The organism is Lewinella sp. LCG006 (assembly GCF_040784935.1).
Lineage (GTDB): Bacteria > Bacteroidota > Bacteroidia > Chitinophagales > Saprospiraceae > Lewinella.
The window spans coordinates 6283279-6305914 of record NZ_CP160680.1 but is presented as its reverse complement, the minus strand read 5'-3'; the positions used below and the strand labels follow the sequence as shown (position 1 = coordinate 6305914).

The window sequence follows — 22636 nt, the reverse complement described above, 5'->3', positions numbered from 1 at the left end:
CCAACAAAGATTGAACAAAACGGATGATCAACTAACCTCGCACGAGATCAAGATAGAATTTCCTTTATTTTCTTCTGGCTGTTGGTTAGTTCGAATTATACTTTTTTAATTACTAACTACCACACTTATGTCCACACTTATGAAGTGGTTAATCATGTTGCTGGCTTGGTTAGCGTTTTCCGTAATTACTTTTCGTACTTGCGTCAAAGACAATTGTTGTACAGCTTGTACTACGGAAACGACTACTGAGGAAGTAACACCACCACCCGCAGAAACCTCCGTGACGAGGTACCCTGTAGATTCTAAACTTGGTTATGCCGCGGTTGACACGACTGATCAATTTACCTCCTGGAAGAATGCTATTCTGGCCGGTATGGAAGACGGTAAAATGCTCGAAGTAGAGGGTATTTACTATGCTTCTGAAACCGCTCCTGATGGTTACGAAAACATGGGATTTGCCCGTGCTGCCAAAACCATAGAATTGCTATCGCCTTACATTCCAAAAGACCGAATGCGACCTGTGGCTCGTCTTGTTGAAGATGATTCCGCTGTTGGAGACGGTTATTTCCTGGCAGCAAATACGCGTTGGCTAGTGGATGGTAACCTGAATGAAGCAGAAGTCATTACTATTTCAGCCGACGAGAAGATTATTTTATTCCCGAATGCTTCGGATCGTGCTATCGAGGAAGCTACGGTGATTGCCTACCTCGATGAATTGGCGGCCTATCTTAAAGCCAATCCATCAGACCGGGTAGAAGTGACTGGTCATGCTTCTCAACCAGGAGATGCCGATGAAAATATGCGTTACAGCCGTAAACGAGCAGAACGTGTAAAGGCAATGCTGGTAAGCAGAGGCGTAGATGCCGCTCAAATTTCGGTTGCCTTTAAAGGGGAAACACAGCTCTATGATAGTGGAGATACCGATGAGGCACATCGTAGAAACCGGAGGGCAGTTGTGAAACTCATTCGCTCTGGTAAATAATTTCACTACTTAAAAAAAATAATCATGTCTAATATAATATTACTTGACACAGGCTGCTGCTCCTGGATCTGCTTTTGGTGGCTTTTGTGGACCCTCGGTGCATTTTTACTCGGTGCCCTCTTGCATCACTTCCTTTTTTGTAAAGGCAAACAAGACGAAATTGATCGTTTGTCCATCGAACGCGATGGGCTTCATGCACAACTGACCAATGCGGAAAAGGATATGGCCAGTCTAAAGTATCAACTGGATGAAGCCAACAAGCACAACACGCATTTGCGTGGCCAGTTGAACAAGTGTGAATCCGATAAGGCCGCTATGGCTGCCCAGGCGGCTGTTCATGGCGACGGTGGTGGTACAGCGCTTGGATTTGCTGCGGGTGCAGCTGCTTCTCGCGATGGCGATGCTGGTGGGGTAAATTATGCCAGTATTCTCGGTACAGACAACCTCCAGATTGTAGAAGGTGTTGGGCCCAAGATCGAAGGTTTGATGAAAGACGGAGGAATCAAGGATTGGGCTGCTTTGGCGGGTACTTCGGTAGAACGTATTCAGGAGATCCTTGATGCTGCGGGCTCACGGTACAGCTTGGCGAATCCTGCAACCTGGCCACAACAAGCAAAATTAGCCCATGAAGGCAAGTGGGACGAATTGATCGAATACCAACAATTCCTGGATGCTGGCGTAGAAAACAAAGGCGACTTTGAATCTCCATCCAAAGTGCAGAAATTGATCTTGAAAAAGCTTGGCTTCTCTAACAATCCTGAAGATCTGAAGATCGTAGAAGGAATTGGACCAAAAATCGAAGGTCTTTTGAAAGAAGCAGGTATCAACAATTGGTCTGATTTGGCCGCCGCTGCACAAAGCACACTACAAGAGGTCTTGGATAAGGCCGGTGATCGTTATCGCTTAGCTGATCCTTCTACCTGGGCGAAGCAAGCCAGTCTGGCTGCTGCCGGCAAGTGGGATGAACTCAAAACTTACCAGGATTTTCTCTCCGGAGGGAAGAATCCTGCTAAGTAAGTAGTTCAGATCAAAAACGGTTAAAAAAAATTCCCTGGTGTTCCGAATGGAGTGCCAGGGATTTTTTATTCAAAACAATGCCTACTGTATTGCTGTTGGGATATTTATTTTATTCAATAAGAACTATGAAAACCATATTTGTTTCCATTTCCCTTTTCTTCTGTCTGTATACCCTCTCCTTTGCCCAATCTGCCAACCCTCCAGCGGAGGGATTTAACCTGACTGCTTCCGATCAGCGGGCGATAGCATTGGCCGATGAGGTGATGGAAAGCATGGGAGGCCGAACGGCCTGGGACAATACCCGTTTTTTACGCTGGACCTTCTTTGGCCGCCGAACCCTGTTATGGGACAAATGGACTGGCCGGGTACGCATTGATTTTACGGATAGTGATGAAGTTTACCTGGTGAATATTAATACCGGGACAGGAAAAATTTGGCGGGATGGTGCCTACCTGGTGGAGCCAGATAGCATCGCAAAATACAGCGAACGCGCCAAGAGCATTTGGATCAATGATGCTTACTGGCTGGTGATGCCTTATAAACTAAAAGATTCTGGTGTGACCCTTAAATACCTGGGAGAAGAAACCAGTGGCGATACCACAGAGCACACCCTGCAACTTACCTTTGAAGGGGTAGGAGATACACCGGAAAACAAGTATTGGGTGAAAATCAACAATGACTCTAAATTGATTACATCATGGTCGTTTTTTACGCAATTTAGTGATGAAAATCCTCGCTTTACTACGCCATGGGCTGGCTACAATACCTTTGGCAAAATTCTCCTTTCCGGTGACCGTGGCCGCGGACAACTCACCGATATTGGTGTTTTTGAAAATGTACCCGATAAGGTTTTTGAGTCGGCAGATGCCTATCAAATAGGGGAGTGGTAGGCGGGTTTTAATGCCCCGAATTAGTGCGGCAAAAGCACGGATAACTAATAGACTTGTTCTGCCGGGATCATTTCGGGGGCAAATCGCGCCTTATCTTCCCACACTGTGCCTTTTTTAAGTCACTTAGCTATGGCTAAGCTCCTCAAAAAAGGCTTCGCGTGGTCGATAATGCATCAATTTTCCCACCAAACTGCCCCGGCAGAACAAGTCTAATAAAACAGGATAGGCCGTGGATTGAGCGGATAGAACAGGATTTGTACAGCTATTAAAATCCGTACAAATCTGTCTAATCCTTTCAATCCCTGCCTGCTCGGCCGTGCCTCACGGGCAGGCAGGGTCTATAGCATTATGCAATTTGTCTACTTCTTCTTGCCTTTGCTCGTCTGGGTAGTTCTTTCTGCGACTAAATCAGGTGCTTGGTTTTTAATCATCCAACCAATATACCCCAAAAGGGCCAGGAGCAAAGTGATGGAACAGATGGTAGCTATCGTTTTACCCAGGTAGTATTTGCTCGGGGCAAATTCAAAAACGATTTCGTGTACACCTTCTGGGATTTTCAGGCCACGTAAGGCATAGTTTACCCGAATATGCTCAACGGGTTGACCGTCGATATAAGCTTGCCAACCTTTGTTTGGTCCATACCAGATTTCTGAAAAAACAGCAAGTTCTTCTTGAGCGGCATTACTTTCGTAAGTCAAACGATCGGGGCGGTATTCTTTCAGGCGGACGGCTCCCTGGCCCGTAGGTTGGAGTGTTTTTACGTAATCATCAAATTCCTGATTGACCACTGCCGCGTGATCAAGTGGCAGGTATTCCAACCCATCAATCTCAACATTGGCATTGGGGACCACTACAATAGAATCTACGAGCCAGGCATTCCCAAATGCTCCGGGATTTTGCTGAACCGCAGGTTGGCCATCAGGGCCAGGGACAATAAAGTATTTGGTGTTCAACATGTTGAGCACGGCCTGATTGCCACGTGTAATATGTCGATCAATTAAATCCTGAAAACGCTGAAGCTTGGCCGCATGATAACCACCAATCGTTTTATGGTGGTAAGAGGGCTGGGCTGAGTTGAAGGTATTGATGGTGGCATCATATACCCGGTAGTGAGGATCCTTGTCTTGTAGAATCTGCTGATCCACCGGGCGTGGTGCAAAGTATTGACCAACAGAAGTGGGTCTTTTGAAGTCATCTTGGTTGAGATAGCGCATCCCTACGCCAAAGAGATCAAAAACCGTCAATACCCCCAGGCCAATGATGACGGGCACCATTTTTATTTTATCCTGAAGGAAGAAGTAAACCATACCTGCAGACAAGACCACGAGAATCAGGCTTCGTATAGCATCAGAACGCATCAAGTCTGCGCGGGTATCCGCCAGGGCGGTCATCAGTGATTGGATGACTTGAGGATCTGCTTGCCCAAATTGCTGAGCATCACGCGGATTCACAAAATCAAACATGCCTGGGCCTACTACCACAAAGAACAAGGCAATGGCCACACTTATTCCTCCTCCAATGGCCAGTGCTTTGAGTGTTTTTGCTTTATCCGCTTTTCCACTGAAAATTTCGTTCAATGCCAATATGGCAAGAATTGGGATCAGTAGGGAGGTCACACTGAGTACCGAATTAGGCGTTCGGAACTTGTTGTATAACGGGAAGTAGTCAAAAATGAAATGATTAAATCCTTCCAAATTGTTACCCATCGAAAGGAGGATAGTGAAGAGCGTACCAAGGCCTAACCACCACTTGACGGGCCCCTCTACGAGAAACAATCCCATCAGGAAGAAAAATACCATTATGGCTCCAAAGTAGATGGGGCCACTTGTGAAAGGTAGGCCTCCCCAATAAAGCGGCGCATCGAACGTTTTACCCTGTCCCGCGCCCAGTCTGCGCAAAGTTTGTCCATAAGGAGAATCACTCGTAGTTGGTTGTACGGACCCACCACCAACAACACCAGGAATAAAGCCAGCGAAAACATCCAGGGTATTGTTGCTCCACTGCATGGCATAATCCCAGTCCAGACCATTGACTTCGCTGCTAGAAGTAGGCCCCGCATTGCTTTCTTGTTCCAGAATTGGTTCACCACGCATCGTATCCTGGGCGTATTCATAGGTGACCCAGAGGTTAGAGGCCGCAGATCCTAGTGCTAACAGACCGCCAATGATGAGTGCTACTGCAGCCTTGCCAAAGTGAGGGAGGGTCTGATTTTTTATATTGGTGATCAACTCTGCTACTCCCCATATCAAAACAGTGATAAAGAAGTAGTAAGTCATCTGCACGTGATTGGCAGCAAGGTCCATTCCCAAACCAATACCAAATAAGATACACCCAAGGAGATAGCGTTTTCGGAAAGCCAATAGCATACCACTGGCCACCAGCGGAAGGTACGAAATGGTACGTAATTTGGTCTCGTGCCCTGCTTCATAAAGGACCAGGTTGTTGGTAGCAAAACCAAAGGCGATGGCTCCAATAACGCTGAGCCAGGGATTTACACCTAATAAAACCATTAGGATATAAAAACATACCATCGCCGCGATAAACTGGCCTGCGGGTGGCTTGATAAACATGCGAGCAACTTGCTCCAACTTTTTGACATAGTTACCACTGCTGATTGTGTTGATTTGGTAGGCCGGCATTCCCCCAAACATAGCGTTGGTCCACAAAGCCTCTTTTCCAGTTGCTTCCTTGTAAGCACGTAGCTCTTGTGACATGCCACGGTAGCTCATTACGTCGCCTTGTTCTATGATTTTTCCAGAGAACTGAGGAGCAAAATAAAAGACGGAAGCCGCAATAAAAATACCTAAGGCAGCCAGATGTGGCAAAAAGGTGGATAGGTTGAAACGCATGTTATAGTTTTTCAATAAAATAGACCCGCAAGATAAATAAAATTAGAGGACATCAACGTCAACATCGTACGGGAAAGTCATGAGGTAATCCATTGCTTTTTGGATAGGGAAGTCTTCAAAAACGATTCGATAGAGCATTTCGGTAATAGGAACGCGTAGTTTGTAGTGCTTAGCCAGGTGGCGGGTGATCATTAAAGTTCTCACCCCTTCCGCTAATTCTGGCATCGTACTAGATACCTGTTCCAGCGACTCTCCACTTCCGATGCGGAAGCCGAAAGTATAGTTGCGACTCTTTTTACTGGTTGCTGTCGCAATTAGATCACCAATACCCGCAGTACCGAAAAATGCTTCGGCTTCAGAGCCCATGGCTTTGCCAAAATAGACCATCTCCATCAAGCCCCTGGTGAGTAGCATGGCCTGAATATTTTTACCTAATCCGTATCCTTTTAGTAAACCCGAACCGAGGGCAATGGTGTTTTTTAGTGCGCCCGCCAATTCCGCTCCTAATAAGTCATACGAACCAAAAACATGAAAAATAGGACTACTCAGCGCCGCCTTCCCCGCGGAAATGACTTCGTCGAATTTGCTGGCAATCAGCGTGGCGGTGGGTTGACCTTCCAGAATTTCTTTAGCCAGGTTGGGCCCAGACAGGCAACCCAAGCGCACGACGACACTTTCTTGCCGGATAACTTCCGAAATGGTACTGATAGAACTTCGGGTTATGCCTTTCTGGGGAATCTCCGCCTCAGAAATGCCGTGAACATCAAAGCCCTTTGTCGCGTGAATCAAGATATGATAAGGCTTCAAATAAGGGGCCATGTCGCGCATCATGGAGCGAAAACCACTCGAAGGCACAACGGGGAACAAGAGATGGCAGCGGGCTGCTATTTCTGCCGGGTCGTTGGTCGCTGTTACCCTTTCGGGTAAAATGATACCATGACGTTCTTGCCTTTGGTTGATTTCCTTGACGACCTCTTCCTTCCTTACATACAAAATTACATCTGTATTGTAGGCAAGAAGATTAGCTATTGCAGTGCCAAAACTACCTCCACCAATCACTCCAACGGGTTTTCCCTGATCTGTTGACATAGTGTACTAACTTATGTATTGTTGGCAAATATAGATTAAAATGGTCATCATCATTAATCGAATTCTTACAAGACAAGTCGTTTTTACTGCTTGATAAGATAGAAAATTGTCATTAATGTACCATCGACTTTTCAAATACCAGTGGATATGCTACATTTGGGGAAAAGAAATTCACCTATGACGAAGTACATCTTTTTCTTCGTATCTATTTTTTGTGGCTTTTCAGTATTTGCTCAACTGCCTCAGTCTAATATCTACCTCTTCAACATGAAGCAGGTATCTGATAGCGTTTTTGAATTCCATCAGCCTCAGTACCTCACTGCCTTTAATGCTGACGGATACAATAATCAACCTTCCTTCTTTACGAATGATGAGTTGTATATCTCGTCTCAGCTGCCTTCCATGCAGCAGCCAGAGTTGTATTTGTTGAACTTGAGAGACCGAACCAAATTACGGGTAACCGAAACCGCTGAAGGCGAGTTCTCTCCCTCTAGAATGCCTGATTTCTATAATTTCTCGGCGATTCGTCAGGAATATATTGGGCGCGATACCGTCATCCGTTTATGGCAATTCCCCATAGATCGTCTGACCAACGGCAAACCCGTTTTCAAGTACCTGCAAGGGATTGGTTATTATTGTTGGATCAACAGTAAGGAAGTAGCGGTCTTCGTTGTGGACAACCCTAGCTATCTAGCTCTGGCAAATGTGGACACGGATGAACTTATTCCTCTGGCCACCGATGTAGGGCGCTGTATCAGGAAACTGCCCAATGGTAATTTGTCATTTGTGCAACGCAACGAGGCAGGTGCTTGGCAAATTATGGAGGTTTCACTTTATCGTCGAGGCAATATCACCCCACAACCAATTATCTCTAGCCTTGGAGGCGTAGAGGATTTTGCCGTTTTGCCCGATGGCTCTTACATCATGGGGCGTGGTAGTAAACTCTACAAATTCAACCGTTTCCGTGACGAAGACTGGATAGAAATTGCTGATCTGCGTTACTATAATATCTCCAATATTTCTCGCCTGGCGATCAGCCCGGACTTGAAGATCGCTATTGTAGCCGATTAGGATTTGCTATTGTTAGCAATATAGTGATCCAGGAACCCTTGCACGACGCGCAGCCCCATGTGAAGCTGGACATTGTTGTTGATGATCAGATCAGCTTCGTCCTGATAGGGTTTGATGTATTTTTCGAAGGCAGGTAAGACGTGGTTTTCGTAGCGGTAGAGTACATCTTCCAGAGGATAATTACGTTCTACCCGGTCTCTTTTTATTCTGCGGATTACCTTCAGGTTTTCCTTGGCGTGGAGGTAGATCTTTAGATCAAGTTGCTCGCGCATTTTGCGAAAATGGAAGACGAAGAGCCCTTCTACTATTATAATAGGAGTAGGGCGAAAGGTCAGCATTTGGGGAGTCGCCTTTTCATTATTAAAGGTATACTCCTGCCGTTCTACAATTTCTCCTTTAATGAGCCGCCCTACATCTTTGATGAACGCTTTCTTGTCTATAGACTGCGGTAGATCAAAGTTAGTGATGCCCATAGGGTCACTTTCTTGTTCTTCACGGGGAAGATAGTAATCATCCTGTGAGATCACACAAAGCTGTTCTTCGGAGAAGTGCTCCCGCAAGGAACGAATAAAAGTCGTTTTGCCGGATCCACTGCCGCCAGTAATGCCAATGATGAATGGTTTCATCTTCTAAAGGTAGGTTCGGCCAAAAGTAAGGCTTTCTGCCAAGAGGATGAAGCGAATAAGGGAAAAGAAAAATCATTCCTCTTGTTCCAAATAGTTTACTTACTTTTGGCTGGAACTAATTGACCGTATGGACTTTTTGAACGATCTTTTCCGCGCCAGCCTCGGAGTAACTGTTTTACTCGGTATTTGCTATTTATTAAGCAGTAATCGCAAAGCTATCAATTGGCGTTTAGTTGCTATCGGCATGAGCTTACAACTGCTGCTGGCCTTTTTTATCCTCATCGTGCCAGGTGTAAGCAGTGTCTTTGACTGGATATCCAAAGGTTTTACCAGCGTGATTGCCTTTACCGCGGCAGGTTCTCAATTCATGTTTGGCAATATTGTCACAGACATGAGTTCCTTCGGCTACATCTTTGCTTTTCAGGTATTACCCACTATTGTTTTCTTTAGCGCCCTGACGGCGGTGCTCTATTATTTAGGTATTCTACAGAAGATCGTTTATGGCCTTGCCTGGCTACTTACCCGTACCATGGGGCTTTCTGGCCCTGAGAGCCTGGCGGCTGCGGCGAATGTCTTTATCGGTCAAACGGAAGCTCCCTTGGTGATCAAGCCTTACTTGGAGAAAATGACCAAGTCGGAAATCCTCTGTCTGATGACGGGGGGTATGGCTACTATTGCGGGTAGTGTTTTCGTTGCTTATGTAGGCTATCTCGGTGGAACTGATGAAGCGACAAAACTCTTTTTTGCTAAGCACCTACTTACAGCTTCTATCATTTCAGCTCCGGCCGCAATTGTTGCGGCAAAGATGCTCTATCCAGAGACCGAAAGGGATGATGATATCAGCAAACAGCTTGAAATGGCTGATGGAGATGCCACCAATCTGTTAGACGCCATATCGCGTGGTACAACTGATGGTCTGCGCTTGGCCGTCAATGTAGGTGCTATGTTGTTGGTATTTACCGCCATGATTTTCATGATGAATGAAATCTTTCTTAATCTAACCGATTTGCTTAATGGCATGGTAGCGTGGGTGAATCCGAACGTCAGTGATTGGAATGAACAAATCGCACTTTCTACCGGAGGGCGCTTTGAAGGTTTTAGTTTTACTTATTTACTGGCAATGGTTTTTGCGCCCTTTGCCTGGATTTTGGGGGTGCCTTTTGAAGACATCACCGTTGTCGGTCAGCTATTGGGCCTGAAGACCGTAATTAATGAATTTGTTGCTTACGAACAATTTCAAGGGATTCTAGTAGAGGGACTGTTGAAAAATGAGAAGTCTGTAATTATTGCGACCTACGCCTTGTGTGGATTTTCGAATTTTGCCTCTATTGGTATCCAGATTGGTGGTATAGGTTCGTTGGCTCCCGGTCAAAGAAATACCCTGACTTCTTTCGGTATCAAAGCCTTGATTGGTGGAACAATTGCTTGCTTCCTGACGGGCGCAATTGCTGGATTGTTCATTTAGGATTTTTCCATCTCGCGGATTCAAAACATCGACCAAGTCTTTTTGTAAAAGCCAGATCATGCATCATTGGCATTGCCTTTCGTATGTGATTATTTAAATATTTTTCAAATAAAAATATATTTAAAGTTCATTTTTATTTCTTTTAAATATAGACCATGTACTTAAAAAAGCCGTTTTTTGTACTATAGAATAGATCAACAAGACTGAATTCGATTTTTTAAAGTAGGTTAGCGCCTCACTCTGATAAGCATTCCACCCCGTTTGAAAAAATTTTAGATAGAGACGTGAGAGTCCCCCTTGACCCACCTCCATCTACTATCCCTTTGTGCCTGGTATAAGGCAATAGGGTATCTACCCAAGTGAGTAAGCACACTGTAAGCTGTGCTGACGGCCAATGTAATTGGCGCTAAACTTCTATTCTCTGACCGCAAGGTCCAGAGATAGGGTTTTCCTATGTCAGCAATTAATTAATTATTTCATCAACTTAATGTGCGCTCACATGACTTATTATTTCAGAGAGCTTCAGGATCAACAGGAAATGTTGAATTGGTTACACCTTCGGTACACGATTTACAATAGTACACGTTGTGCTGGTTTTTTAAAAACGAATGACGATGAGATCGATGTCGATCATTACGATTTGAGGTCCCGTCATTACGGCTTATTTGTTGAAGAAGCAGATGAGCAAAAACTCATTGGTGGTCTTCGTATTATTCAGAACAAGCCAGTGCTTTCTTCTATTCGAATGCTGAAAGAGATGGGTATACTGGATAATCAACAGGTCGTGAAAGAGACGGCCGTATTGCCGATCATGAGTTATTTCGAAGACCAGAAAAGTGCAAATTTTGGCACTCTTATTAAGGAGTCACCAGTGGCTACGGAGGGGAGCCGTTTGGTACTTAATAAAGATTACCAATCCCTGCGTCTGGCCAAATTTATTATCAGCAATGCTATTATTATGCACTTGTTGCTGGAGGAAGACTGGACGGCTTTCGTGTCTTGCAATCCCTTGCACGCACGTTTGTATCACAGCTTTGGGTTTAAAGATGTATGTTCGCAAACCACTTGGGCGAAAGATGCGCCAATAAGCGCGTTGTATTTGCAAGATGGTTTTGTAGCACCTGACAAACGAGAAGAGTTGGAGGATTTGGCCGCTGCCTATGAGACCAATGGCTATACCGTTTACGAGCACACACGTGTTCAAAAAGTTGCTGCACGCCGGACGGCTTAAGTTTTATGCATTACGCTTTCTTAAAAAATACAAAGAGGAGGTCGTTTGGGGATTGCTGAATGACCCCTCGATACGTCATTTAACTTTATCGTCATGATCAAGAAGATTAAACCTATTCTACTCTTTATTATTCTGGGGATTGTTCTGCCGCTGGTTGGGCGCCCAGAAGGTTTGCTTGACATTCGAATAATCTTGTTAACCCTTGCTTCTGCGATGGTTTTTCTGACGCAGCCAGCGCCACGACCTACCGAAGCCAAAGAACAGGCGGATACGGACAAGCATTCCTTTTGGTGGATTACTGCGATGTCGTTATTATCCCTTCATGTTCCCATCATAGAATGGGCCTATTTCCATGATATGGTGACGGTTTATGCTTGGAGCTTCCCGGTTGGACTGGGAATATTGTTATTGAGTATTGTCTTTCGGGTTTGGGCAATACGTACCCTGGGGCGCTTTTTTACCGCTACCGTACAAATCGTAGAAGGTCATCAGGTAATACAAACCGGACCCTATTCGCTGGTCAGACATCCCAGTTATACTGGTGCTTACTTGTCATATATCGGGACAGGGATAATGCTAGAAGCCTGGATGGGCTTATTGTTTGCCATCATTGCTATGGGAATTGCCTATTATCAGCGAATCACTGCCGAGGAAGAGACACTACGTAGTTATTTTGGAGAAGCTTATGTCGCTTATGCTGAAAAAACCAAAAGGTTGATTCCTTTTATTTTTTGATCTGATCATCGGGTGTAGGCGTGCTCCAAGTCAAAGCCCTCAATTTCTTCCAATCCGTCTACTTCTTCCAGGTAGACCTCAGCTACTTGTGCCTTGAGTTGTTTGATTGCTTCTTCGGCCAACGACTGGCGGATGGCTACATCAAGTTCGGCTGTGGTATCAAAGCGTTGTTCAACAACTTGAAAAGGAGGCTTGGAAACAGCATTCATGACTTTGCTAAGATGAGCATAGTCAAAGCGAAGGGTATAAACATCTTCTACCAGCTTTTCGATTTTTTCACCGGCCTCCAGGGCTTCCGCCGCACTTTTTTTATAGGCATTGATCAGTCCTGATGCACCCAGTAAGGTTCCTCCAAAGTATCGAACGACGACCACGAGGGTATAGGTGAGTCCGGCGCTGTCGATTTGACCAAGAATGGGCCGCCCGGCAGTACCGCTAGGTTCTCCGTCGTCATTGGCGCGATAGTTGTACTGATCCAGTCCGAGGCGATAGGCGTAGCAATGATGCCGTGCTTTGGGATGCTCTTTACGCACCTCTAGAAGCGCAGCCTGGACATGTTCTGTATCCTCTACGGGAAAAGCATAAGCGAGGAATTTGCTGCCTCGGTCTTTAAATTCTCCAAAGCTAGGTTCCTTCAAAGTTTGGTAAGTATCGGTATGTTCCACAGTTGCTAAGGTCGTAATAATTTTCATCCTTCTCTGCTTACATTGCCAAAGTATTCGAGCTAAAATAAGATGATCCAATTTGTTTCAAGGCTTAGTAAGAAAAAGAACGCAACTTCATTTCAGTCAGTTGCTTATCTTTTTTTACTAAGCCCAAATTGGATCACCTTATTTTTATACGCTCACAAAAGTACTAAGAGAAGAATTTTGTTAACTATATTTTGCAATTCATTTGCAGCCAATGAAGAAGGAGTTGTTACATTTGCAAAACAAATTAAAAAACCGCTAAGTGGAAAGCACACTTCAGCAATTCGATCAAATCATGTCCAGCTGTCGGGAAATCTTCCTGAACAAGCACCAGGACTATGGCTCCTCCTGGCGAATCTTTCGCCCTAGTTCCTTGACGGATCAGCTTTTTATCAAAGCTAAACGCTTGCGCAGCATTGAAGAAAAAGGGGTGCAATTGGTAAGTGATCCTATAGATGGAGAATACAAAGGACTGATCAATTACAGTATACTGGCGATCATCCAGCTGCGCTTGCCTGCTGATAGTGGACTTGATCTGAGTGCTGAAGAAGTGGCTGCACTTTATGATACGGAGGTTCGAAATACCCGCGCCTTACTCGAAAAAAAGAACCACGATTACGGAGAGGTATGGCGGGAGCTTCGGCTAACGTCTATCACGGATTTGATGCTCGCTAAATTGCTTAGAATCAAGCAGATTGAAGACAACCAGGGTTTGACCCTCGTCTCTGAAGGGCAGGAAGGCAATTTTCGCGATATCATCAATTACGCTGTTTTCGCTTTAATACTATTAGAGGATGGGTCTGTTGATCCACAATAATCCATTTTAATATGAATCTGACTACACTCATTATCGGACTAGCTGCTTTTGCGCTTGTACTCACAGGAGGGCAAAAAGCAATGGATCGCAAGTTGATCAAAAATTTCCTGATCAGCCTCCTCCAGAATTTCGTGGGGGGCCTATTCGTGTTTTCCGGCTTGGTTAAAGCAGTAGACCCCTTGGGTACGGCTTACAAGATGGAGCAATATTTTGCCGAGTTTGAAACTACTTTTGCAGGAACTAAAGCAGCATTTCTGGCTCCTATGTTTCCGGCACTCGCTGAGTATGCGGTAGCTTTTTCCGTTCTCATGATCGTTTTTGAAATTTTCCTTGGTATCAATTTATTGATCGGAGTGATGCGGAAGTTTACGGCCTGGGCCTTTTTTCTGCTGGTCATTTTCTTCACCTTCCTGACGGGGTTCACCTACCTTACAGGCTATGTTCCGGATGGTGTGAATTTCTTCCAATTTGGACAATGGGGAAGCTACGAACCTACAAGTATGAAGGTGACCGACTGTGGTTGTTTTGGGGATTTTCTCAAATTGGAACCCAAGGTGTCTTTCCTCAAAGATTTATTTCTGCTGATCCCCGGCCTGATTTTTCTTTTCGCAACGAAGTCATTCCATGAACTTACCAAAGGGAGCCAGCGCGCCTTGGCCGTTGGTTTAGCAGTAGCTATTTCTATTCTTACCGTCTATCTTAGTGGTTATACGATTGGCTGGCGGATACTGGTATTTTTGGCCGCAATTGTTGGTGTAGAATACCTGAGCAAAAATATGGCGATATTGGGGAGCATTGTGGTACTCGCACTCTATTCCTTCAGCAATTATGTAACGGATATACCTGAAGTTGACTTCCGCCCATTCCGGGAAGGTGCTAACATTGCTGAGCGTAAAGCTTTGGAAGAAGAGGCAGAAGCCAATGTGAAAGTGCTGGCTTACAAAATGACCAACAAGGCTACGGGTGAAACAGTGGAATTACCCTTTGATGTTTATATGCAAGAGTATGCCAAGTACCCTGCTGAAGAATGGGAGCTCGATCAGGTGAAATCAGAACCTGAAGTAGCGCGAACAAAAATCAGTGACTTTGAGGTGAGTGACCTCAGGGGTAATGATGTCACCTCTGACATTTTGCAGGAGTCAGGGCCAAGCATGATGATTGTTGCGTACCGACTTTACGGGACGGAGCATCAGGAGACCACTACTGTTCCTGACTCTATTTTTGTCATTGATACGGTAATCACAGCATTGGACACCTTGTTAGAGCGGCGTTTGACGAAAGTTGAACAAAGAGAGGTGGTGACCACCGTCTACGATTGGGATCCCGACTATGTAGCACGTTGGACCAATGATTTTCTGCCTGTCATGGAAGCCGCCGCCGCTGGTGGAGTAAAGGTATACGCTGTCACGGCTTATTCAGACCCTAAGCGGATTGCTAGTTTTCAGAAAGCACTGGGAACCAAGATACCATTCTTTATGGCGGACGACATTTTGCTGAAGACGATCGTTCGTTCCAATCCAGGGCCAGTATTGATGAAAGCAGGGGTGGTATTAAAGAAATGGCACTATAAAAACATTCCTTCTTTTGAAAGTATTAAGACGGATTTCCTTAGTGGTTCTTAATTCTTTGTGATAATAAACGGAGAATGCTTTCCTTTGCAGGAATTTTAGCGGAGCTACTTTGCCCGTTCATTAAACGTTACTTGAAATCATGTTAAGCCGTAGAAACGTCCGGATTAAGGTTATGCAGGTCTTGTACGCGAAAAATCGTGAACAAGAGACGACAACCAGTGTCAAGGCTGCCGTTCAGTATTATCGCCGGATGGTGGATGATTCATTTAAGCTGTATCTGTTGAATTTGTTGGCTTTCATGCGAGTAGCAGAGTATGCCAGACAGGATAAAATTCGCAAAGACGGGAAATTACGACCTACCGAAGCGGATCAGGAATTCTCGGCAAAGCTTGCCAATAATGAAGCCACACAATCATTGGCAAAGAATTTTGCCCTCACCAATGCGCACGGACGTTATCGTCTTGGCCAGCACTTGGATGCAGATTTAATCCGTAAGCTTTATATCGCCTTCTCGAAAACGGAAGAATACCAGCTTTATATCAAGCAGTCGGAAAGCAATACTGATAACCATCGGGAGATTCTCTTAGAGTTGTATCGTTTCTTGATCAACAATGAAACCTTCATTTCCATGATGGAGGATCAGTTTCCATTGTGGCAGGATGATAAGAGCCTGGTGGTAGGCGCGATGAAAAAAACCATCAAAGCGCTACCGGTAGAAGAAGACTTCCTCGAAGCTTATGAACCAGAGGATGAGACCATTACGGAGTTCGGTCAGGAGCTACTTGAAAAAGTAGTAGAGGCCGACGAAGAGCTGTTGGCCATTATTGAGCCCAACCTCAAAAATTGGGACGCTGAGAGGGTTGCCATTTTGGATATGATTATCATAAAAATGGCCATTGCCGAGTTCTTGTATTTTCCCTCTATTCCTACCAAAGTTACCCTCAATGAGTTTGTGGAGGTGGCTAAGCTTTACAGTACGGATAAAAGTAAAGACTTCGTCAATGGCGTATTGGACCGCTTGCTGAAGCAACTGACGGAACAAGGACTGGTACAAAAGCAAGGACGGGGCCTGAAGGGCGAGTAAGGCGAAAGCTTTTTCCCGTTGAAGATTCCTCCCTTTTCTGACCACAAAAGTTGTTGGAGAGGGGAGGAATCTTACTTTGTGGGATGATCGTTTACATGCCTAACTTGTTTTCTTGGATAATTCGCTGGGCCATTTCTAAAATCGATGTGTCTTCTAAATTTACAACACCACCTTCTGGTCCTGGCTGAAGGTGTTGACCGGTAAGGGCCCCTTCTTCAAATTTGTTGGCCCCAAAGTAATTTCTTACCGTTTGCTCGTTGATACCTAATTCATCCGCAATACGGCTTACGCTACCACTTGGCATCTGGTGCTTAATGTTTCGGAGTTCTGAAAATGTAATATTCATCGGCAATAGGTTTTAAAAGACATGTCACCTGTCTCTTATTGTGATTATTGTTTTAAAAATAACAATTTGCCGGTATAAAAAGAAATACTTGAGTGTTAAATACGGAATTTTATTTGTCGATAGCTTCTATTTACCTGTTTTTATGAAAGTTGATGACGCTCCATTCTCCGTTGTTGTTCCAAATGACAATGAAGTAGTTTCCGGAAGTGAGGGCACTGACATCAATTTGCGCATTACTGAAGGAGGCTTCTCTAACATGCTGTCCCGCTGTATTATAAATAGCCATTTGCCAGGAATCAGCATCTGGAAGGCCGTCGATAAATAAATAATCGGTTCCTGGATTAGGCCAGTAGCTAATGCCATTTAACTCCAGCGAGCCTTGGAGCACACTTACAATTTGAAACAACCACTGGTAGGTGCCAGGAAATTCACGGCGCCAATACCATTCGCTGTGCTCACCGTCAGCGTGAGTGGTAATCATTAATTCCTCACTGCTAAAGCCAGCGTTAACGAGCGTGTCGTACATGGCTTGTAATTGAGCCACCATTGTGCTGGATTCTTGCTCTCCGGCAACTAAAGCAATTTTCAGCGTTGCCTGTTTTCCGGTGGTGTTTACGAAATCATAGATGTCGTTGGTAAACCATAAGCTAGGAGATAAAACGCCTGCTTTCCCAAAAACATCCTGATGGCGAATACAGGCATAAAGGGAGATCAAACCACCCAAGCTAGAGCCCATAATACCTGTATTGGGCTGGTCACTCTTGGTACGATAGTTAGCATCTACATAGGGCTTCAGGGTTTGTACAATAAAATCTACATAAGCAGCGCCATCGCCTCCTCCGTAGGTAGGGTTGGCCCAGGGCGTCAGCTCATTGATGCGTTCACCACCACCGTTTTCGATGCCAATCACGATAATGCCGGGGTCGCCCTGACTGAAAAGTTCATTGAGGCTTTCATCCACTTCCCATTCTTCTCCGAAACTGGTGCTTTGGTCAAAAAGGTTTTGTGCATCGTGCATGTACAAGACGGGGTAGTCTCGGTTAGAAGTGTAATAATCGGGAGGCAAATAAGCCCAAATCCGGCGATTCCGGTTGAGCTGCGGCATGTAGAAGTTGTTGGAAAGAATCTCTACGTTAGGCGCTGCAGTACCTCCGCCATTACTTAGCCCTTCCCAACCCTCAATGATCAGGGTAGCAGTTTGTTGGCCACCATTGTAAGTGATTTGCCGGTTGGGGCGAAAGCCGCCACTGCTGGTGCCTTCTACCGTCTGCCAGCTTCCACGAGTAAACTTGAATTCGTAGGTACCCGCAGCGATATCCAGCTCAATGCTGTAGTTGCCGGGGCTGGTTTCTGCCAGGATGTAGCTGTTGTTGTCTGGTGACCAATTGTTAAAACTTCCGGCAATATACACTTCACTTCCTGGAGGAGTTGTAGATGGAAGATTGTTTACTTCGATAAGTAATTGTCCCCAGAGACTGAAAGGGAGAAGGAACAGCAAGTTAAGAAACAAGCGAAAATGACGTAGGATCATAGGAAACCTTATATTGTGTAGGGTACGTATTTATTTCGCCGTAAAGGTAGCTTGATTCTGTAAGTGACGGAAAAAAAATAACTGATTCCGTCAACTTTGAGGAGCTTGCGACGATCAGCGAAGCTAAATTACTAATACCGTAAAATTTATTTTTTCACCCAACCCTTTTGTACTTGCCTTCTGTCTTGGCTGTGCGAAGAGGTTGACTTGATTATAAAACTGTTTTTGGAATGATAAATAAGATCACCTGTTTGGTTGCTTTCTCTGTGCTTACGCTGGTATTATCTGCGCAATCTGGTGACGTTTTACACCTGCGAAGTGGCGTCGTCGTGCCAGGCACGATTATTAATTACACGGAGGATAACAAGATCGTTTTCAAAAGAGCAGAAGACGAGATCATACAAACCTACCCGTTGGAAGCCATTGAGCAGATTCAGCAGCTGCCTGTCGCTGAAAATGAAACCTGGCAAACGACCCTTCCTGTAGCCGAAGAAACAAAGGTTGTCAGTAATGTTACGTTAAATGATGGTACCGTCTATGAAGGGTATATCAAATCCTATTCACCGGATGGAGAAATGAGGGTTAAGCTAAAATCTGGTACGATAGCTGTCTTGATGGACACGGAAGTAAAAGAAATCACCTACAATATGCCACGTCCAAAGCGTGGAAGTGAATACCTGCCGGAAAAACCTGATACCGACAAACCAGCATTTGAGCGCCGTAAGCCCACGTATGATTTCAGGGAAGAAGGTTGGTTTAATACGACGAGTTTTGCTTTTTCCTTTGGCAAAAGAGAACGAGCAGAGCAGTTTTTTTTCACGCCAGGTTTCGAAGAAAGAACGATTACGCAATCGGCTATTGGCTTTAACATCCAACATATCATGGGCTACCAGTTCAAGCGAATGGTAGGAGTGGGTTTAGGAATGAGTTATGATGCCTATGATTTGGAGGACGGAGAGTCGATTCTCAGTGTCTTCGGGCATTACCGCGGTTACTTGAGTAAAAGTATCGTGGCACCTTACCTTGGGCTGAATGCTGGTTATGGTTTTGCCCTTACTAACAAAAGCCAGGGTGTAACGACTGCCGAAGGTGGTTGGATGATCCATCCTGAAGTAGGATTACGTCTGGGGGCTAATGAAAAGTCCAACTTTACGATTGGTTTGGGCTACCGTCTTCAGGATGCTTATTATGTACAAGAACGCCCATTTAATGGGAATATAGAATACCGTAATGTTACCTATCAGCGATTTTTATTTTCGCTGGGGTTGCTGTTTTAATCCATCAACATCTTTGAGATTTATTGGAGATGTCATTTATCATCGGTTCATTGGCAACACACAACGACCAACATGATGAGCGGGTATTAGTAGAGGGCTGCGTCAACAACGATCGCCGTTCTCAAGAGCTGTTATACCGCAAGTTTTTTCCGACCATGTATCGGATGTGTCAGCGTTATGCCAATACGGAAGAAGAAGCTGTGGAAATCTTGAACTCAGGATTTTTGCGGGTCTTTACCAAATTGCACACCTTCAACTTCGCAGGATCATTGGAGGGGTGGATTCGTCGGTTGGTGTTTCATAGTATCGCTGATTACTACCGGAAAAGTGATAAAAAAGTACGCTTTTTACCCGTTGAAGATTGGGATGCGCCTACTTCTACCTCTGCATTGCATCAGTTGTATTTTGAAGATATGGTGGGCCTAATTGATAAATTGCCTAAAGCTACTCGAGAAGTGTTTTGGCTTTATGCAGTTGAGGGTTATACGCATGTAGAAATTGGAGAGCGACTTGGAATTAGCGATGGCACTTCCAAATGGCATTTGTCCAATGCTCGGCAAAAGTTGAAAATATTAATGAATCAAGCATCAAATCATAGTAGCCAGTATGCAGGATAATAATAACCGAAAGTTAGATCCGGCATTGATTGATAATGCCTGGCTACAGATGGAAAAGCAGTTGGATCAAGCGATGCCACAAAAGAAGCGTCGTGCGGTCATTTGGTGGTGGGCTGGCCTTGCCGGCCTTGCTATTCTTTTTCTAAACATTTATCTCTTTAGTAAAGACACGGGCAAGCCCTCAGTGCCTATCGTTGAAAAAGAGGAGGCCGTTGTCGCCTCTACAACATCCAATAACACTGCTCAAAGCAAGCAATATGAGGATGTTACGCCTACGGAGGAATCTTCTTTTTCAGAGGATAAGCCTACGGAGGAAGTAAGCATCAATCCATTTGTAGCAGCCTTGAATACTGATCAGGTGGATGCGCCCGCGGTTGCTTTATCGATTGCCAACAATGCGGATCATCATAGCAACACCGCTGCGGAAACAGATCCTATCATGGTAAATGGTCCTCTTCTCGAAGAAGAAAGTAGTCATGCGATAGCCCCTGTAAAAGGTGTTTATACGGAGGAGGAGGTTTCGTTTGAAACGCCAGCGCTTGCATTGGTTCCTACGACAACACCTTCGGAATCCGCTACTTGGGTGACCCAACAGTTACCGGCTATTTCCGACTTCCGACTTCCTCCCGAGAGCTCGGGATCCGACTTCCTGTTGCCTATTCAGCCTTCCAAAGTACAACCCATTAGCCCCTGGCATTACTATCTGGAAGGCCAAGGAGGTTTTTCCTTAGCGACCACGGATTACCACAGCGTCGCTGGCGGGATAGGGCTTCAGCGTGATATTACAAAGAAGTGGCTTGCAGAGCTTGGAGTGCAATACCAGTTTAATCAGCGTTCTCTTTTGATCGGAAACAATGCAGATAGGGCCTTAGCAGAAGAATTTTCAGGAGCATTGGGGAGTGGCTACGCGGTAGAGCGGTCATTGGCTTTTCAGAACATACAAACCAGCCGTTGGAATCTTTACCTCGGAAGTCTTTATCAACTGTCGCCAAGAATTACTCTAGGGCTGGCGGTGCAGGGGAGTTATATTAGCAATGCTACTGCTGTTTTAGAAAATGCGTCGGCGGTAGTGGCTGAGCCTTCACTAGATATCAGTGATTTACGGGTTGATTTGTACGATTCTGTTTTGTCGGTCTATGAGTTGGATCCGACTACCAATTCCTTTAGTGATCCCTATCCGATTGAGGCTAAAAGATGGCAATTGAGTATGAACAGCAGCTTGCGTTATCGCTTTGCACAGCATTGGGAAGCTACACTTCAATATCAGCGCCATCTCACGGGATGGCCAAGCAAGGAAGCGCCTTTTGGTGGCCTCTCGGCAGTGCAATTTGGGGTAAGGTGTTATTTGCGCTATTAGACTTGTTCTGCTGGGATCATTTCGGGGGCAAATCGCGCCTTATCTTCCCACACTGTGCCTTTTTTAAGTCGCTTAGCTATGGCTAGGCTCCTCAAAAAAGGCTTCGCGTGGTCGATAATGCATCAATTTTCCCACCAAACTGACCCAGCAGAACAAGTCTAATAATTGACTAATTAAAACCGGATCGATTTATTTCTGTGCTGTCGCTGGGCAACCTATATTTGCTAAAATACCCAGCCAATGCTAAAATGCCAGCGATCACTGTTTCAGTTGGATGAGTCTGTTACTTTTCTAAACTGTGCCTACATGTCCCCTCAGCTCAAGAGTGTTGAGGCTGCAGGACGACACGCTATCAGCCTTAAAAACGCACCCAATCGGATTGCGCCAGAAGGTTTCTTTAGCCTGGTGCGCAATGTGAAAAAAGCATTTGCCAACACCATCAATGCCAAGGAACCTGACCGTATTGCTGTCATTCCTTCGGTCTCTTATGGCATAGCAACCGTAGCAAAAAACCTGCCTTTCAAAGAAGGTCAGGAAATAGTGGTGGCTGCTGAGCAGTTTCCCAGCAATTATTATTCCTGGCAGCAATTGGCCCAGGCCAAAGGCGGAAAACTAAGCAGTGTAGGAGTAGGTGAAGGTCCGGATAAGGGCCTGCGTTGGAACGAAGCACTCCTGGCGGCTATTGGTCCTGATACCGCTGCGGTAGCGCTTTCCCACGTGCATTGGGTAGGAGGCGTTCGCTTTGACCTGGAAGCCATCCGGCAAAAAACCAGAGAAGTTGGGGCTTGGCTCATTATCGACGGAACACAATCCGTTGGGGCCTTACCGTTTGATGTACAAAAAATTCAACCTGATGCCCTTATTTGTGCAGCTTATAAGTGGTTGATGGGGCCGTATTCTACTGGCGTGGCTTATTATGGCCCTGCGCTGGATGGAGGACAGCCGATTGAAGAAAACTGGATCAACCGCAAAGGAAGCGATGATTTTCGTAATCTGATCAACTACCAACCTGATTACCTCCCATTAGCAGGCCGCTATTGCATGGGTGAACAAAGTAATTTTGTACTCTTACCCATGTTGGAAACAGCGCTTCAGCAGATTAATGCCTGGGAGCCTGACCGTATCCAAGCGTATTGTGCCAATTTGAACCGTCCCTATTTGGAGGAGCTGGTAGCGATGGGTTTCAACATCTTACCGGAAGAACAGCGCGGGCATCATTTGGTGGGCTTGGGATTACCCCAAAGGGTAGACATGGAAACGGTGCAAGCTCGGTTGTCAGCCCATAAGATTTTGGTGAGCGTCCGTGGTCAAACAATTCGTATTGCACCAAATGTTTACAATAATGCAGAAGATTGGGAACGCCTGATGGAAGTATTACGGCAAGTCTAAGAA

Annotated in this window: 20 protein-coding genes; 14 read left to right on the top strand and 6 right to left on the bottom strand. The window is 45.3% G+C overall.

The window, feature by feature from the left end:
• Positions 1 to 127 precede the first annotated feature (127 nt).
• The 3 genes from AB0L18_RS22915 (at position 128) to AB0L18_RS22905 (ending at position 2889) form a co-directional block, all read left to right on the top strand.
• Positions 128 to 982 carry an OmpA family protein gene (locus AB0L18_RS22915; RefSeq protein ID WP_367389654.1) on the top strand — a complete coding sequence of 285 codons (855 nt, stop codon included), beginning with the start codon at positions 128 to 130 and terminating at the stop codon, positions 980 to 982.
• Between the two features lie 24 nt (positions 983 to 1006).
• Positions 1007 to 1999, top strand: a complete 993-nt coding sequence (locus AB0L18_RS22910) for a helix-hairpin-helix domain-containing protein (RefSeq protein ID WP_367389653.1) — start codon at positions 1007 to 1009, stop codon at positions 1997 to 1999.
• A 125-nt stretch (positions 2000 to 2124) separates the two neighbouring features.
• The gene (locus tag AB0L18_RS22905) at positions 2125 to 2889 is read left to right on the top strand and encodes a hypothetical protein (protein WP_367389652.1); all 765 of its coding nucleotides are present in this window, start codon (positions 2125 to 2127) and stop codon (positions 2887 to 2889) included.
• Between the two features lie 359 nt (positions 2890 to 3248).
• Here AB0L18_RS22905 and AB0L18_RS22900 read toward each other — a convergent pair whose 3' ends face one another.
• Both AB0L18_RS22900 and AB0L18_RS22895 read right to left on the bottom strand, forming a co-directional pair.
• Positions 3249 to 5738: a YfhO family protein gene (locus AB0L18_RS22900; RefSeq protein WP_367389651.1), complete on the bottom strand. Its 2490-nt coding sequence runs from the start codon at positions 5736 to 5738 to the stop codon at positions 3249 to 3251.
• Positions 5739 to 5780: 42 nt separating this feature from the next.
• The gene (locus AB0L18_RS22895) at positions 5781 to 6827 is read right to left on the bottom strand and encodes an NAD(P)H-dependent glycerol-3-phosphate dehydrogenase (RefSeq protein ID WP_367389650.1); all 1047 of its coding nucleotides are present in this window, start codon (positions 6825 to 6827) and stop codon (positions 5781 to 5783) included.
• Positions 6828 to 7004: 177 nt separating this feature from the next.
• On the opposite strand from AB0L18_RS22895, the gene AB0L18_RS22890 reads away from it, so the two are divergent.
• Complete coding sequence (locus tag AB0L18_RS22890; RefSeq protein WP_367389649.1) at positions 7005 to 7898, top strand: hypothetical protein; 894 nt, start codon at positions 7005 to 7007, stop codon at positions 7896 to 7898.
• Here the strand turns inward: AB0L18_RS22890 and AB0L18_RS22885 are convergent.
• The gene (locus AB0L18_RS22885; RefSeq protein ID WP_367389648.1) at positions 7895 to 8524 is read right to left on the bottom strand and encodes a uridine kinase; all 630 of its coding nucleotides are present in this window, start codon (positions 8522 to 8524) and stop codon (positions 7895 to 7897) included. The two genes, AB0L18_RS22890 and AB0L18_RS22885, sit on opposite strands and share 4 nt — an antisense overlap.
• A 127-nt stretch (positions 8525 to 8651) precedes the next feature.
• Here AB0L18_RS22885 and AB0L18_RS22880 point away from each other — a divergent pair, with 127 nt between their 5' ends.
• From AB0L18_RS22880 to AB0L18_RS22870, 3 genes are all read left to right on the top strand, one after another.
• Positions 8652 to 9989 (top strand): NupC/NupG family nucleoside CNT transporter, encoded by a 1338-nt coding sequence (locus tag AB0L18_RS22880; protein ID WP_367389647.1) that lies wholly within the window; start codon positions 8652 to 8654, stop codon positions 9987 to 9989.
• A 499-nt stretch (positions 9990 to 10488) separates the two neighbouring features.
• Positions 10489 to 11220, top strand: coding sequence for a hypothetical protein (locus tag AB0L18_RS22875; RefSeq protein ID WP_367389646.1), 732 nt, complete (start codon positions 10489 to 10491; stop codon positions 11218 to 11220).
• A 93-nt stretch (positions 11221 to 11313) separates the two neighbouring features.
• On the top strand, positions 11314 to 11955 hold the full coding sequence (locus tag AB0L18_RS22870) for an isoprenylcysteine carboxylmethyltransferase family protein (RefSeq protein ID WP_367389645.1): 642 nt from the start codon (positions 11314 to 11316) through the stop codon (positions 11953 to 11955).
• 5 nt (positions 11956 to 11960) lie between these two features.
• Here AB0L18_RS22870 and AB0L18_RS22865 read toward each other — a convergent pair whose 3' ends face one another.
• Positions 11961 to 12647 carry a YigZ family protein gene (locus AB0L18_RS22865; protein ID WP_367389644.1) on the bottom strand — a complete coding sequence of 229 codons (687 nt, stop codon included), beginning with the start codon at positions 12645 to 12647 and terminating at the stop codon, positions 11961 to 11963.
• A gap of 259 nt (positions 12648 to 12906) precedes the next feature.
• On the opposite strand from AB0L18_RS22865, the gene AB0L18_RS22860 reads away from it, so the two are divergent.
• The 3 genes from AB0L18_RS22860 to nusB all read left to right on the top strand — a co-directional run bounded on the left by AB0L18_RS22860 (position 12907) and on the right by nusB (position 16116).
• On the top strand, positions 12907 to 13461 hold the full coding sequence (locus tag AB0L18_RS22860) for a DUF1599 domain-containing protein (protein WP_367389643.1): 555 nt from the start codon (positions 12907 to 12909) through the stop codon (positions 13459 to 13461).
• Between the two features lie 11 nt (positions 13462 to 13472).
• Entirely contained in the window at positions 13473 to 15083 is a 1611-nt protein-coding gene (locus AB0L18_RS22855; protein WP_367389642.1) for a hypothetical protein, read from the top strand.
• 88 nt (positions 15084 to 15171) lie between these two features.
• On the top strand, positions 15172 to 16116 hold the full coding sequence (nusB, locus tag AB0L18_RS22850; protein ID WP_367389641.1) for a transcription antitermination factor NusB: 945 nt from the start codon (positions 15172 to 15174) through the stop codon (positions 16114 to 16116).
• A 91-nt stretch (positions 16117 to 16207) separates the two neighbouring features.
• Here nusB and AB0L18_RS22845 read toward each other — a convergent pair whose 3' ends face one another.
• Together AB0L18_RS22845 and AB0L18_RS22840 are read right to left on the bottom strand one after the other, a co-directional pair.
• On the bottom strand, positions 16208 to 16462 hold the full coding sequence (locus AB0L18_RS22845; RefSeq protein WP_367389640.1) for a DNA-binding protein: 255 nt from the start codon (positions 16460 to 16462) through the stop codon (positions 16208 to 16210).
• Positions 16463 to 16592: 130 nt separating this feature from the next.
• Positions 16593 to 17993, bottom strand: coding sequence for an alpha/beta hydrolase-fold protein (locus tag AB0L18_RS22840; protein ID WP_367389639.1), 1401 nt, complete (start codon positions 17991 to 17993; stop codon positions 16593 to 16595).
• Positions 17994 to 18223: 230 nt separating this feature from the next.
• Here AB0L18_RS22840 and AB0L18_RS22835 point away from each other — a divergent pair, with 230 nt between their 5' ends.
• The 4 genes from AB0L18_RS22835 (at position 18224) to AB0L18_RS22820 (ending at position 22633) form a co-directional block, all read left to right on the top strand.
• Positions 18224 to 19270 carry a hypothetical protein gene (locus AB0L18_RS22835; protein WP_367389638.1) on the top strand — a complete coding sequence of 349 codons (1047 nt, stop codon included), beginning with the start codon at positions 18224 to 18226 and terminating at the stop codon, positions 19268 to 19270.
• Between the two features lie 29 nt (positions 19271 to 19299).
• Complete coding sequence (locus AB0L18_RS22830) at positions 19300 to 19887, top strand: RNA polymerase sigma factor (RefSeq protein ID WP_367389637.1); 588 nt, start codon at positions 19300 to 19302, stop codon at positions 19885 to 19887.
• The gene (locus AB0L18_RS22825; protein WP_367389636.1) at positions 19877 to 21244 is read left to right on the top strand and encodes a hypothetical protein; all 1368 of its coding nucleotides are present in this window, start codon (positions 19877 to 19879) and stop codon (positions 21242 to 21244) included. Before AB0L18_RS22830 ends, AB0L18_RS22825 begins: the two co-directional genes overlap by 11 nt.
• Before the next feature lie 240 nt (positions 21245 to 21484).
• Positions 21485 to 22633 carry an aminotransferase class V-fold PLP-dependent enzyme gene (locus tag AB0L18_RS22820; protein WP_367389635.1) on the top strand — a complete coding sequence of 383 codons (1149 nt, stop codon included), beginning with the start codon at positions 21485 to 21487 and terminating at the stop codon, positions 22631 to 22633.
• Positions 22634 to 22636 lie beyond the last annotated feature (3 nt).

Bases quoted from the DNA above. Each gene is read 5' to 3' on its own strand.
- AB0L18_RS22840 (WP_367389639.1), bottom strand. From the start codon at position 17,993: ATGATCCTACGTCATTTTCGCTTGTTTCTTAACTTGCTGTTCCTTCTC.
- AB0L18_RS22845 (WP_367389640.1), bottom strand. From the start codon at position 16,462: ATGAATATTACATTTTCAGAACTCCGAAACATTAAGCACCAGATGCCA.
- AB0L18_RS22835 (WP_367389638.1), top strand. From the start codon at position 18,224: ATGATAAATAAGATCACCTGTTTGGTTGCTTTCTCTGTGCTTACGCTG.
- AB0L18_RS22880 (WP_367389647.1), top strand. From the start codon at position 8,652: ATGGACTTTTTGAACGATCTTTTCCGCGCCAGCCTCGGAGTAACTGTT.
- AB0L18_RS22895 (WP_367389650.1), bottom strand. From the start codon at position 6,827: ATGTCAACAGATCAGGGAAAACCCGTTGGAGTGATTGGTGGAGGTAGT.
- AB0L18_RS22820 (WP_367389635.1), top strand. From the start codon at position 21,485: ATGCTAAAATGCCAGCGATCACTGTTTCAGTTGGATGAGTCTGTTACT.
- AB0L18_RS22890 (WP_367389649.1), top strand. From the start codon at position 7,005: ATGACGAAGTACATCTTTTTCTTCGTATCTATTTTTTGTGGCTTTTCA.
- AB0L18_RS22855 (WP_367389642.1), top strand. From the start codon at position 13,473: ATGAATCTGACTACACTCATTATCGGACTAGCTGCTTTTGCGCTTGTA.
- AB0L18_RS22865 (WP_367389644.1), bottom strand. From the start codon at position 12,647: ATGAAAATTATTACGACCTTAGCAACTGTGGAACATACCGATACTTAC.
- AB0L18_RS22870 (WP_367389645.1), top strand. From the start codon at position 11,314: ATGATCAAGAAGATTAAACCTATTCTACTCTTTATTATTCTGGGGATT.
- AB0L18_RS22915 (WP_367389654.1), top strand. From the start codon at position 128: ATGTCCACACTTATGAAGTGGTTAATCATGTTGCTGGCTTGGTTAGCG.
- AB0L18_RS22910 (WP_367389653.1), top strand. From the start codon at position 1,007: ATGTCTAATATAATATTACTTGACACAGGCTGCTGCTCCTGGATCTGC.
- AB0L18_RS22900 (WP_367389651.1), bottom strand. From the start codon at position 5,738: ATGCGTTTCAACCTATCCACCTTTTTGCCACATCTGGCTGCCTTAGGT.
- AB0L18_RS22875 (WP_367389646.1), top strand. From the start codon at position 10,489: ATGACTTATTATTTCAGAGAGCTTCAGGATCAACAGGAAATGTTGAAT.
- AB0L18_RS22905 (WP_367389652.1), top strand. From the start codon at position 2,125: ATGAAAACCATATTTGTTTCCATTTCCCTTTTCTTCTGTCTGTATACC.
- AB0L18_RS22830 (WP_367389637.1), top strand. From the start codon at position 19,300: ATGTCATTTATCATCGGTTCATTGGCAACACACAACGACCAACATGAT.
- AB0L18_RS22825 (WP_367389636.1), top strand. From the start codon at position 19,877: ATGCAGGATAATAATAACCGAAAGTTAGATCCGGCATTGATTGATAAT.
- AB0L18_RS22885 (WP_367389648.1), bottom strand. From the start codon at position 8,524: ATGAAACCATTCATCATTGGCATTACTGGCGGCAGTGGATCCGGCAAA.
- nusB (WP_367389641.1), top strand. From the start codon at position 15,172: ATGTTAAGCCGTAGAAACGTCCGGATTAAGGTTATGCAGGTCTTGTAC.